A 12,703-nucleotide genomic window follows, 5' to 3' on the forward strand; every position below is an offset into this window, starting at 1 on the left:
GCGCACGGCCACACCGGCTCATCATCCGGCGTGAACATCGGAATTTCGTCCCTGGGGACGAGGGAGGTTTCGCCCTGACCGGCACACGCACCACCGCCGCCGACCACACGACGGGCAAGGACGGGGACACCCGAGACACGGGTCGCCCAGTCGTCGAGATAGACCACGTCACGAAGCGGTTCGACGACTACGTCGCCGTGGCGGATGCGGACTTCTCCATCGCCTCGGGTGAGTTCTTCTCCATGCTCGGACCGTCGGGCTGTGGCAAGACCACGACGCTGCGAATGATCGCCGGTTTCGAGACGCCGACCGAAGGTGCGATCCGCCTCGAAGGGGTGGACGTGTCGAGGGTCGCGCCGCACAAGCGCAACGTCAACACGGTGTTCCAGCACTATGCGCTGTTCCCGCACATGACGGTGTGGGACAACGTCGCGTACGGGCCGCGGAGCATGAAGAAGGACAAGGGCGAGGTCAGTCGTCGCGTCGACGAGATCCTCGACATCGTCCGGCTCGCGGACTTCGCCAAGCGCAAGCCCGCCCAGTTGTCGGGTGGCCAGCAGCAGCGCGTCGCACTGGCCCGTGCCTTGGTCAACTACCCAAGCGCGTTGTTGCTCGACGAGCCGCTCGGCGCGCTCGACCTGAAACTGCGGCACGCGATGCAATTCGAGCTCAAGCGGATCCAGCGCGAGGTCGGCATCACGTTCGTGTACGTGACGCACGATCAGGAGGAAGCGCTGACGATGAGTGACCGCATTGCGGTCATGAACGCGGGCAACGTCGAACAGATCGGTTCTCCCACCGAGATCTACGACCAGCCCTCGACGGTGTTCGTCGCGAACTTCATCGGCCAGGCCAACCTGTGGGCCGGTCGCCAGACCCGGCTCGACGGTGACGTCGCCGAGATCGAGGTGCTCGGCACGACGATTCGGGCGCGGCCGGGAACGACCCGAATCGAGCCGGGCGGCCACGCCACCTTGATGGTGCGGCCCGAACGCGTGCGGGTGTCGATGGAGCAGCCCGCCGGCAGTGTCGTGTCGGTGCGGGCCACCGTGACCGATCTGACGTTCCAGGGCCCGGTCGTGCGGCTCTCACTGGCCGCGCCCGACGGCTCGCCCGTGCTTGCCCACATCGGTGCCGAACAGGAGCTGCCGCTGCTGCGCCCCGGTGACGAGGTGTACGTCTGCTGGGCAACCGAAGCCTCACTGGTGCTGCCCGCCGCCGACATTCCCACGACCGAGGATCTCGAGGAGATGCTCGACGCACCTGACACGCCCTAGCGGTCGAAACCCCTTCCCCGCCGACGGATTCAGAAAGGCACCTCCCTGCCATGGCCAATGAAATCAACCCCGAGCTCATCGCGCAGTTCGCCAAAGCCCGGACCTCCCGTCGGCGGTTCCTCGGCGGAAGTGCCGCTGCTGCAGCGGCACTCGCGCTCGGCGGGGCGACGCTCGCGGCGTGCGGCTCCAAGGACAGCACCACGAGTTCGAGCGGCTCGTCGGCGGCACCGCCGCCGGACGACGGCGCACCCGCGAAGGGCAATCTGCGCATCTCGAACTGGCCGCTGTACATGGCCGACGGCTTCGTCGCAGCCTTCCAGAAGGCCAGCGGAATCACCGTGGACTACAAGGAAGACTTCAACGACAACGAGGAGTGGTTCGCCAAGAACAAGGATCCGTTGTCGCGCAAGCAGGACATCGGCGCGGACCTCGTGGTGCCGACGCAGTTCATGGCGCTTCGGTTGAAGGGCCTCGGCTGGCTCAACGAGATCAGCGACACCCGTGTGCCGAACAAGAAGAACCTGCGGCCCGACCTGTTGAACGACAAGTCCGACCCGGGCCGCAAGTTCACCGCGCCGTACATGACCGGCATGGTCGGGTTGGCGTACAACAAGGCCGCCACGAAACGAGCCATCACCAAGATCGACGACCTGTGGGATCCCGCCTTCAAGGGCAAGGTCAGCCTGCTCTCCGACATGCAGGACGGCCTCGGCATGATCATGACCTCGCAGGGCGGCGACATCGCCAACCCGACCATGGAGGCGGTCCAGAAGGCGGTCGATCTGGTCAAGGAGCAGAAGGACAAGGGTCAGATCCGGCGCTTCACCGGCAACGACTACGCCGACGACCTTGCAGCAGGCAACATCGTTGTCGCGCAAGCATATTCGGGTGACGTTGTCCAGTTGCAGGCCGACAATCCCGACCTGCAGTTCGTCATCCCGGAGTCCGGCGGCGACTGGTTCATCGACACCCAGGTGATCCCGTATACGACCGAGAATCAGCATGCCGCCGAGGCGTGGATCGACTACGTCTACGACCGGGTGAACTACGCCAAGTTGGTCGCCTTCACGCAGTACGTGCCCGTGTTGTCGGACATGACCGACGAGCTCAACAAGATCGATCCGAAGCTCGGCGCCAACCCGCTGATCAACGTCTCGGATGCCGACAAGGCGAAACTGCACACCTGGGCGGCGCTCACCGACGAGCAGACCCAGCAGTTCAACACCGCGTACGCCAGCGTCACCGGTAGCTAAATGGCGGGGGCAGCGAGCAGCAACCGCCAGCGCAGCAAGATCGCGCCGTACCTGATGATCTTGCCTGCGCTGGCGTACCTGGCCATCTTCTTCGTCGTCCCGTTCTGGTCGTTGTTCCGCACGTCGCTGTCGTCGTCGGGTGGCTCGATCTACCTTCCGACGCTGACGTTTACGTGGGACTTCGGCAACTACGGGCAGGCGTTGACGGCGTACCAGGATCAGATCGTGCGTTCGCTGACGTACGCCTTCACCGCGACCGTGGTCTCACTGCTGATCTCGTACCCGCTCGCCTACGCGATCGCCTTCAAGTCGGGGCGGTTCAAGAACCTGCTGCTCGGTCTGGTGATCCTGCCGTTCTTCGTGACCTTCCTGGTTCGCACTCTGGCCTGGAAGACGATCCTGGCCGACGACGGCGTCGTGGTGCACACGCTCGGTTCCATCGGGCTGCTGCCGTCCGACGGTCGGCTGTTGTCGACCAGCTGGGCGGTGATCGGCGGGCTGGTCTACAACTCGATGACGTTCATGATCCTGCCGCTCTACGTGAGCCTGGAGAAGATCGATCCACGGCTGCTCGAGGCGTCGAAGGACCTGTATTCGACGGGTTACCGGGCGTTCCGAAAGATCATCCTGCCGTTGTCGATACCGGGTGTGCTCGCGGGCAGCCTGCTGGTGTTCATCCCCGCCATGGGCGACTTCATCAATGCCGACTATCTGGGCAGCACGCAAACCACGATGATCGGCAACGTCATTCAGAAGCAGTTCCTGGTGGTGAAGGACTACCCCGGCGCGGCGGCGCTCAGCTTCCTGCTGATGGCCATGATCCTCGCGGGAGTGTTGTCGTACACGCGTGCGCTCGGCACGGAGGACTTGGTATGACGCTTCAGGAAGGCACCGCGGTCGTCGACATGCTCGACGGTCCGCCGGTCAAGACCAGGCGCTCGATCAGGGGCACGGGCAAGGCAGGCGACATCGCGCTGCGCGTGGTCGCCGGCCTGGTTTTGCTGTACATCTTCGTGCCGATCTTCGTGATCGTGTCGTTCTCGTTCAACAAGCCCGCGGGCAAGTTCAACTACACCTGGCAGGGCTTCACACTGGACAACTGGGCGAATCCGTTCAAGTATCCCGCCCTGGCCCAGGCGCTCAAGATGAGCATCGAGGTGGCGGCGTTGTCCACCTTGGTGGCGGTCGCGCTGGGTACGTTGCTCGCGATCGCGCTTGTCCGCCAACGATTCCGGGGCAACAAGGCGGTCGAGACGTTCTTGGTGCTCCCGCTGACTGCACCCGAAGTGGTGATGGGCGCATCGCTACTGACACTGTTCCTCGACCTCGGCTGGGCGACGGGCTTCGGCACCATCCTGATCGCGCACATCGCCTTCGAGATCAGCTTCATCGCGATGACGGTGCGGGCCCGTGTGCGCGGTTTCGACTGGACGTTGGAGGATGCGTCGATGGACTTGGGTGCGAGCCCAACCCGGACGTTCTTCAAGGTGACGCTTCCGCTGATCGTTCCCGGGATCGTGGCGGCCGCCATGCTGTCGTTCGCCTTGTCGCTCGACGACTTCATCATCACCTACTTCGTCAGCGGCTCCACCGTGACGTATCCGTTGTTCGTCAACGCCGCCGTGAAGGCTGCCGTGCCACCGCAAATCAACGTGCTGGCGACGGCGATCCTGGTGATCAGCCTGATCCTGCTGGCCGTCGGAACGCTGTACCGCCGCAAGCGGATCGAGGGCTGACGGCGCGCTGTGTCAGCCCGTGAGCTGGTCGTGCTCGGCACCGCCAGTCAGGTGCCGACCCGTCACCGAAACCACAACGGATACCTGTTGCGCTGGGACGGCGAGGGGCTGCTGTTCGACCCCGGTGAGGGCACGCAACGGCAGATGCTGTTGGCCGGTGTGCCGGCAAGTAGCGTGACCCGGTTGTGCCTCACCCACTTTCACGGTGATCATTGCCTCGGTGTGCCCGGCGTGGTGCAACGCCTTTCCGTCGACGGTGTCCAGCACCCGGTGCACGCGTACTTCCCGGCGTCCGGACAGCACTTCTTCGATCGGCTCCGGCACGCCAGCCTCTTTCACGACCTGGTGGACGTGCCCGAGGTGCCCGTCACGGCGGACGGGCCGATAGCCACCGGAGCGTTCGGGGTCCTGGAGGCGCGCACGCTCGATCACTCGGCCGACGCGATCGGCTACCGGCTGACCGAGCCCGACGGCCGGCGGTTCGTTCCCGAGCTGCTGGCCCGCTTCGGCATCGCGGGCCCTACTGTCGGCGAATTGCAACGGACGGGGTCGATCGAAGCCAATGGGCGGATGGTCGAACTGTCGGACGTCAGCGAAGCACGGCGCGGGCAGCGATTCGCGTTCGTCATGGACACCCGCTTGTGTGATGCCGTGTACGCACTGGCCGATGCCGTCGACATGTTGGTGATCGAGGCGACGTTCCTGGACGAGGACGCCGAGTTGGCAACGCGCTACGGGCATTTGACCGCGCGGCAGGCGGCGCGGGTGGCGGCCGAGTCCGGGGTGCGGCGGCTCGTGCTGACGCACTTCTCGCAGCGCTACACCGACTTGCAGCGACACCGTGAGGAAGCGGCCGAGGTGTTCGACGGCGATCTCGTCATCGCCGAGGACCTCGCGCGGATCCCGGTCCCGGCGCGAGAGTGATGCCGCGGCAGGCCGTCAGGCGTCCAGGCGCACGGTGACGGAAACGCGCCCCTTGTCGTCGCGATGGGCGACGGCGTGCCCAGTGCGGTCACGACCGTCGAGCTTCAGCAGCGTGATCGGGCCGCCCTCGCCGAGAAAGTTGCGCCACCACGACTTTCCGTCGGGCATGGAGACGCCGATGGTGATGGTGTCACCGGAGCGCCGATAGCCCACCGGCGTCTCGATCGTCTTGCCCGAGCGCCGTCCGACGTAGCGAATGTTGATCAGCCCGCGGCGTACGAATCCGCCCACCACGGGTGCGTCGATCAACCCGACGAAGACCGCGTTGATGGCGCGGGCCAACGGTGAAGTGAACATGCCAGATGCCATGTTTCGAGCTTAGCTAGCCACCTCGGCGGGCATGGGCGCCGACCTGGCCCCGCTGCGCGATGCGCCCATTCCGGCCGCGACCACCAGGCAGATGCCCACCACGGCGGAGACGCCCGGCACCTGGTTCAGCACGATCAGGCCGACGATGAGGGCGAAGGCCGGCTCCAGACTCATGAGCGTGCCGAATGCCGCGGTGGTCAGTCTGCGCAGCGACATCATCTCCAGCGCGAACGGCACGACCGGGAGCAGCACGGCCAATCCGATGCCGATGAGCAGGATCTCGGGGGTCATCTTGGCGAGCACCGAGGGTCCGACCACCAGGGTGGCCACCACACCGGCGACGGGCATCGAGACCGCCAGACCGGCGATGCCGTCGACGCCGTCACCGACGCGCTGGGTGAGCAGGATGTAGATGCCCCAGCAGACCGCCGCGGCCAGTGCGAACAAGACGCCGATCAAATCGATCGACCCTGCCCACGGGTTGGTCAGCAACACCACGCCGATGGCGGCCAAGCCCGGCCACAGGATGCGGCGACCACCGCGGCCCTGCGCCACCGCGACGCCGAGCGGGCCAAGGAACTCCAGCGCGCTGGCGGTGCCGAGTGGGATGCGGTCGACGGAGGCCATGAACAGCAGCGTGATGCACGCGGTGACGACACCCAGTACGACACACGTCAGGAACGTGGAGCGGGTGAACGACGCCCGGCGCGGCCGCACGACGACGAGCAGGATCAAGCCGGCCCAGGCCAGACGCAGCCACGCCGCGCCCTCGGAACCGATCCGATCCATCAAGCCGATGGACAACGCCAGGCCGATCTGCACGCACACCATCGACCCAGTCGCCATCAGCACACCGGTGCGTACCTGGTTCGTGGTCATCACTGCATTGAACGGCACGCGGACCGTTCGCGTCCACGTGATTTAACTGGACATACCGTTCATGATTCGTGGACGGTTGGTCATCACGACATTCGCACGTTGGACCACGCATCCCTCATTGGGTTGTTGGTGCACCCAATCACGGGAAGTCGGTGCGGGCGCGGATGATCAGATCCACCATCGACGATCCGCCGGACGCCCCGTTGATCAGGGGGATGGTCTTCGCGCCGTCCTCGTATCGTTCCCAGCTCTGCACGCTGACCACGCGTGGCCACGGCTCGCCGTCCCACCAACCGAAGTACGGTCCCCCCGACTGGCCCGGCCACACATCGCCCCGATGTTGCATCGTTTCGTGCGCATCGTCCCGCGCGTCGTCCCCGTCGAGCGCCACGGGGCCGATGAACACCGGCCGGGATCCGCTGGCCATGTCGGCCGGGTACCCGATATGACTCCAGTAGTCTCCCCCGTCCCAATCGTCGGTGTAGGAACGCGAGCCCATCCAGCCGGTGCGCTCGCCGATCCGTTGGTCGAGCACCACCACCACGTAGTCGAACTGCTTCTCGGTCGAGTTGAGCGTCGGGCCGGTCACTTGACGCTGCCAGTAGATGTTCGTGCTGTACGCCGTACCGAACGGCCCGTCCCCGTCGAACGAGCTCGGCGTGAAGGACACCCAGTCTGCCACCCACGGTTCTTCGGGTGTCGGTGCGTGCCAGTTGATCCCGTGACTCACGGTCAGCAGGTGCCGCGGGCCGACCATCACACCCGAGGCACCAGACGGGTCGACCTTGCCGCAGGTGCACCACGGAAAGGAGGTGTCGCTGAACACGAACCTGTCCTCGGGCGGGAAGAGGCAGGTGGCGTAGTCCAATCCCGGTTCGACGTCGTGCTCGATCCGGCGGGTCGGACGGAACCGCGGCTCGAGTTCGGCAGGTCGGACTCGAGAATCGAGATGGTCTGGGAGAAAGCCGGCGACCTGCTCGGGATGGTCGGCCTCGGCGTACAGATCACGACGCGGATCGAGTTGGACCGTCTCCGGCGGCGGTGCGAACGCCCGTTCGCCGACCCGGCGGCCGGGGATCGAATAGTCGAAACGCACGACGTCGGTACCGGGAACGATCGCCCGCTCGGTCCGTAGCTCGGATTCCTCGCCGGGCGCGAAAAGCGTGCCCCCTACGGGCTCGGCCGAACGACCCGTACCGCGCCGCTGCTCGACCCGCTCGGCATGTTCGGTGAAGGGAATCGGGTTGTCCGCCATGGTCACTCACTCCTTGGTCGTCGCGCGAGAGACATTCGATGTCAGGTAACGGTACGGACCGGGCGGCTGTCGGCCTGAGTAGTGCACTACCTGTCTGTCTCCGGCCACGCGAAAGAGGCTGACGACGTCCTCGCATTGCGGTCGTCGCCATGACATTCGAGTGTCGGCCATTGGTTTGTGCGGCCAGTCATCCGGAGTGGCTTGGGGCAACCGACTAATGGTTAGCCAAGGCTCGCTATTCCTACTACACCACGACATTGAGTCGTGACAGATTACCAATCTACGAGCGATTTCGAAGCCATTCAGTTCGCTAATTGGGGCATAGCCAGGAAATGCCTGGCAAAGCGTTGTTTGTGCGCATGCCCGGGGGATTCTCCGCGACCGCTGCACGAACTGCTGGCGGCAACCAGAATGCCAACCGACATCCCCCACGGCGCATCCGACACACATTGGTCGATCCCTTACACGGATCAACCGCGCACGAGAATCGGGTATTGCACTACTCGCATAACCGGCCCGCCGATGGGGAAAAGTGTGTTTCATTAGTAATTCCGCGTTACGTGACACCACTTCGCGGAGGCCAGAACATGGGGGTGATGGCATGGGGAATATCGCATGTGCGCGGGAATCAGAGGACAGGCCACGAGACGGCATGTCCGCACGCATATCGCGAGCAGAATACGAGACCCGGCGCGAACCAAGCCGCAGCGCCCCCGTTTCACTTACCCCATAGCGAACTACCCTGACGACGAGGGCACCAATGGGTGTCGCGTTGGGGCAACCACAGGGCAGAGCAGGCCCCTCCGCCCATGTGTTACTGCTCGACGCCCTCGACGAGGTCCTCGTCGTTGTCGGCCAATCAGCCGCGCGCACGCCAGGTTTGGTGGCGTTGTGCCGCATGTTTGCCCGTCTGGTCGACGCGCCGGCGGCAGCCCATGCCCGCTTCGATGTCGGCGACAGCGCTGCCCGGCTCACCGTGTGGCGACAGCATGGAGGCACCGCCCTGGACATCGACGAGCCGCCGATCGACGCTCCTGGTGCTCCCGATTATTGGACGAGAAGCACCACCCGGCGGAAGCTTCTCGACTGCCTGGATCAACGACACCTCGCCGAGCTGCCGCTAAATCCAGATCCCTTGCGGCCCACCATCCTCGTGGTCGGACGCGACCGGCCCTTCACCGACACCGACAGTGACCGCATGGCCGCGGCCTACCGCTCGCTGTCGGTCCTCGAGCGGGTTGTCGACGGGCTGCGCCCAGCGCCGCATGCCCGGTTGTCAGCCCCGGTCGAATGCCGCCCACCGGGGGTGGCCACCGAGCTCACCGCGCGCGAACAAGAGGTATTGGCGATGCTCGGTGAAGGCCTACTCGCTCGATCGATCGCCCAGCGGCTGGACGTCTCCGAGCGCACAGTGCACAAACATCTAGGCAACGTCTACCGCAAGCTCGACGCCCACGACCGACTTCTGGCCGTCCGACGCGCCGAAATGCTCGGTCTACTCCCGGCTGCCGCCTCACGGTAGTAGTTCTGCGTATTGCCCCGGTCGTGTCGGCGGTCGAATATTCGCGGTGTGAAGCACCACCTGGTGGTGAAGATGCGACGGGCTCTGCACGAGCCGCCGCGCATCCCGGACTGGGTCAGCTTCATCACCGACAAGTCGGCGCCCATCACGTCGGTCGACCCCGACGTCGACGCGGTGCTGCACACCGCGGGTTTGGACTTCTGGGTGACTCACGAATACGCCACCGCCGCCGACGGTTGGGCGGCGGTGGAGATCGTGCACGGCCTGGAGCGAACCTACCGGCTGGTGATGCAGCACCACGAGGGCGCGCTGCCGGCAGACCTGATGCTGCGACTGGCTTCTCTGCCCAGCGTGGAGAGCGCCCATCAACTCGAGGTGGGCGGCGCCGAGGTTCCCGATCGGCGCACCGTTGCCGTGGCGGCGGCTCAAAGTCTCGGCGGACGGCGCGAAGTGCCCGGGTTGGACTTCGCCCAAGCGATGACCCGTGGGCGCACCGATGTTCGCGTCGCAGTTCTCGACACGGGCGTGAATCTGGCCCATCCGGAGTTGCGCGGAAAGGTCGTTGCCCAAGCCGACTTCGTCGACCTGCAAGGCTTGGACACTTCCTCCTTCGTCGGTGACTTCCTCGGTGCCGACAACGACCCCGAGGACGAACTCGGCCACGGCACCCACGTCGCGGGCATCATCGCCGGCGAGGGTATCGACATGGACCCCGGCATCGTGCCGCAGTGCCGGCTGATGGCGGTGCGAGTGCTGGCCACCCTGCAAGTCGGTAAGACCAGGCAAGGCGCCGGGATCGTCGACAACATCAACCCCGCAATCAAGTGGGCCGTCGACCGCGGCGCCGACGTGATCAACATGAGCCTGGGCATCCGCCATACCGGCGGTGGCCTGCCCCACGCAGACGTCATCCGCTACGCACTCGCGCGGGGGGTGACCGTGGTGGCCGCCAGCGGAAACGATGGAACCGACACCAAGTACTACCCCGGCGCGTTGCCCGGCGTCGTAGCGGTCGGCGCCACCGACGACGCAGGCGACGTCGCGCCGTTCACGTCCTACGGCGCCCGCATCACCGTCGTCGCGCCGGGAGTGAACATCCTCAGCAGCTTCGCGCACGGCCGGTATGCCGTGGCCTCCGGAACCTCACAGGCCTCGCCGTGTGTCGCCGGTGCGGTAGCACTGCTCAAGTCGCTGGCACGTGATTACGGCACCCACCTTGGCGTCAACGACATCGCCCGCATCCTGCGCGAAACCTCCGACAAGCCCGACGACCGGCTGCATTCCGTGCACGCGGGCTACGGCGTCATCAATATGACCGATGCCGTGAAGTCGTTGCTCGACTCACTGAACTGAACAACAACTGAACACAGCCAGCTGCCCGCAGGAGAGATCTCATGGCCAACACACCCAACGCGTTTAGTGCCGACGCGAAGCTGTTCAGCCCCAACGGCTTCAAGATGCGGCGAGCGAACGCCACGGTCACCGGATTCCGCCCGACGGTGGACGACCACATCGCAGCACGGCTGCAAGAACTCGATAACCTGCTCGGCCGCAAAGTCATCCCCAAAGCCGCCGGCTCGGCCAAGACCCTGGTGACCGCGACTCTGACGCCGCACCGAGCCGTCGCGGCCGCGGCACCACAGCCAGCGCCAGCAGTGGTGGTGGGTGCACCGGCGGCCGCGCCGCCGAGAAACCAGAACTCCATCGGCGAATGGGCCCACGCCAGCCTCGCCGATCGATTCCACAGTGCCGCCGAAGATCCGAACGACAGGACACTCACCGACTACATCGACGGTGACGCCACGCTGGCCAACCTCAGTTACGGCTTCGATGACGCGCTGGACGACAGCTGGAACGAGCTCGATTTCAACATCAAGTCGGTGCTCGGCTACCCGAACATCCGTCGCCTGCTTGTGGTTTCGGGCTTCCTCGGGCTCAACATCACCCAGCCGACCAGCCTGATGAACTTCGTGCTCACACATAAGGCTGGTGTGCAGTCGTTCGTCCGCTACGGCGTCATCAGCGCCGCCCGCGACTACATTGAAGAAACCCAGCTGCGGGTCAAGGACATTGACAACGACGGCAGCGACGTCGTGCTCGACCTGATCGGCGCCGCGCTTAGCTTCTCATCGGAGACGTTCCCGCGCGCGGCTCTGGAAGTCGTCACCGACTACACCCACGATGCCAAGTACGAGCAACTCGTCGCGGCCGCGAAGATCGATTTCGACACCCTGCCGTCCTACGTCAAGCCGAGACTGATCGAATACATCAAGACCTCGCCGGTCACCATCACCAAAGACAACGCCCCGTTCTGGATTCCCACCTACATCACCAAGGCCGCCGCCGGCGGCGCGGTTGTGAGCGGACCCAGCAGCGACGAACCGTTCGGCGTGGAGTTCTTCGTCGAGGACAGCGCATCACTGCAGGTGTCCACCGCTGCGGTCAAGTGTGCCTCCCAGTTGTATTACGTGATGGTGCTAGGCGACGAACTCGGCGTCTTCGACGCCGTGCGCTACTTCACCCACCGATACCTCTTCCGTGACGGGTTCGCCGTCGAGGATCCGCAGCTGCGCCGCGACCTCGAGAACTACGTGTTCTCCGAGCAGTTCCCCAGCCACGACAACCTCACCGGCCAAGAGCGCATGGTGCGCAGCACTCGTCCAGGCGAGCGTCGCTCGTTCTACCGGCAGGTGTTCGACGAAGGCAGCGAACCCGTGCCTGGCGACGGCATCCCGAATGCGGACTTCGCACGGCTGTGGAAGATTCTCATGCTGGAATCGGCGCGCTACTTGGAAAAGGCCCAATCGAGCCCACATCCCGACAACTATGTGTCGCGCCAGAACGTGATGCAGGCCGTCGAGGATCTGCAATACAACCTGTCGACCGGCTGCGTGGGCATGGCCACTGTGATGACCCCACTGATGTACTCCGAACTCGACTTCGTGGTCAAGCGAATCCTGGGGCACGCCGAGGTCCGCAAGCACCTCGTGCCTTCGGGCGGATCGTGGTGGAAGGTCGTGGAAAAGCTGCAGGCCGGACAGGGCCGTCGAGGCCGGGCATCGGTCGTGCACAACAAGGCCCGCATCGGCTACTCACTGATCCGCGCGATCGCCGAGTACACCCCGTCACGGTTCGAAGAAGACGAGCCGTTCGCGGAGTTCATCAGCAATGTTGACGCGTTCATCACGACGCAGTCGATCCTGCAGGAAGAAAGCGGCGGCGCCACTACCGAAGCAGACGGTGGCGAGGCTTCCGGTGATGTCGTCGATGGCCACGATGACGGCTACGGCGGCAGCAACGGTTACGGGAGCGGATCAACGCCCGGCATGCCCGACTTGTCGAAACTCCCAGGCATGCCTGCGATCCCGGGAGTGAGCGCACCGTGGCCGGGCGGCGGTGGCGCCGGAACCGGGGCGCCCGTGGCGACGTCGGCGCCGAACGGCAATGGGAGCGCGGCGGCTTCCGACTGGGACTTCTGAGGAACCGGG

11 protein-coding genes are annotated in these 12,703 nt (G+C 65.1%); 8 read left to right on the top strand and 3 right to left on the bottom strand.

The genetic code is table 11. The features are described 5' to 3' along the window. The first annotated feature begins 158 nt into the window (after positions 1 to 158). Genes N536_RS0132630 through N536_RS0132650 form a run of 5 tightly spaced genes read left to right on the top strand, consistent with a single transcriptional unit; the run spans position 159 to position 5,190 of the window. Positions 159 to 1,277 (top strand): ABC transporter ATP-binding protein, encoded by a 1,119-nt coding sequence (locus N536_RS0132630; protein ID WP_029117459.1) that lies wholly within the window; start codon positions 159 to 161, stop codon positions 1,275 to 1,277. A 50-nt stretch (positions 1,278 to 1,327) separates the two neighbouring features. Then, positions 1,328 to 2,530 carry a spermidine/putrescine ABC transporter substrate-binding protein gene (locus tag N536_RS0132635; RefSeq protein ID WP_029117460.1) on the top strand — a complete coding sequence of 401 codons (1,203 nt, stop codon included), beginning with the start codon at positions 1,328 to 1,330 and terminating at the stop codon, positions 2,528 to 2,530. Then, positions 2,531 to 3,406: an ABC transporter permease gene (locus tag N536_RS0132640; protein WP_029117461.1), complete on the top strand. Its 876-nt coding sequence runs from the start codon at positions 2,531 to 2,533 to the stop codon at positions 3,404 to 3,406. Between the two features lie 29 nt (positions 3,407 to 3,435). Beyond that, positions 3,436 to 4,266 carry an ABC transporter permease gene (locus tag N536_RS0132645; RefSeq protein WP_231514707.1) on the top strand — a complete coding sequence of 277 codons (831 nt, stop codon included), beginning with the start codon at positions 3,436 to 3,438 and terminating at the stop codon, positions 4,264 to 4,266. 9 nt (positions 4,267 to 4,275) lie between these two features. Next, positions 4,276 to 5,190, top strand: coding sequence for a ribonuclease Z (locus tag N536_RS0132650; RefSeq protein ID WP_029117463.1), 915 nt, complete (start codon positions 4,276 to 4,278; stop codon positions 5,188 to 5,190). A gap of 15 nt (positions 5,191 to 5,205) precedes the next feature. Here the strand turns inward: N536_RS0132650 and N536_RS0132655 are convergent, their stop codons facing one another. From N536_RS0132655 to N536_RS0132665, 3 genes are all read right to left on the bottom strand, one after another. Beyond that, positions 5,206 to 5,559 carry a hypothetical protein gene (locus N536_RS0132655; RefSeq protein ID WP_029117464.1) on the bottom strand — a complete coding sequence of 118 codons (354 nt, stop codon included), beginning with the start codon at positions 5,557 to 5,559 and terminating at the stop codon, positions 5,206 to 5,208. Between the two features lie 9 nt (positions 5,560 to 5,568). Continuing rightward, a complete protein-coding gene (locus tag N536_RS0132660) occupies positions 5,569 to 6,438 on the bottom strand; it encodes a DMT family transporter (RefSeq protein ID WP_029117465.1) in 870 nt (289 codons plus the stop codon). Between the two features lie 139 nt (positions 6,439 to 6,577). Next, positions 6,578 to 7,693 carry a serine protease gene (locus N536_RS0132665; RefSeq protein ID WP_155948844.1) on the bottom strand — a complete coding sequence of 372 codons (1,116 nt, stop codon included), beginning with the start codon at positions 7,691 to 7,693 and terminating at the stop codon, positions 6,578 to 6,580. Between the two features lie 760 nt (positions 7,694 to 8,453). Here N536_RS0132665 and N536_RS41000 point away from each other — a divergent pair. Genes N536_RS41000 through N536_RS0132680 form a run of 3 tightly spaced genes read left to right on the top strand, consistent with a single transcriptional unit; the run spans position 8,454 to position 12,694 of the window. Next, entirely contained in the window at positions 8,454 to 9,215 is a 762-nt protein-coding gene (locus N536_RS41000; protein ID WP_081809479.1) for a helix-turn-helix transcriptional regulator, read from the top strand. 48 nt (positions 9,216 to 9,263) lie between these two features. Further along, positions 9,264 to 10,568, top strand: a complete 1,305-nt coding sequence (locus tag N536_RS0132675) for a S8 family serine peptidase (RefSeq protein WP_029117467.1) — start codon at positions 9,264 to 9,266, stop codon at positions 10,566 to 10,568. Between the two features lie 41 nt (positions 10,569 to 10,609). Continuing rightward, positions 10,610 to 12,694, top strand: coding sequence for a hypothetical protein (locus tag N536_RS0132680; protein WP_029117468.1), 2,085 nt, complete (start codon positions 10,610 to 10,612; stop codon positions 12,692 to 12,694). Positions 12,695 to 12,703 lie beyond the last annotated feature (9 nt).

Origin of the sequence: Mycobacterium sp. URHB0044, assembly GCF_000620625.1 — a bacterium.
Taxonomy (GTDB): Bacteria; Actinomycetota; Actinomycetes; order Mycobacteriales; family Mycobacteriaceae; genus Mycobacterium.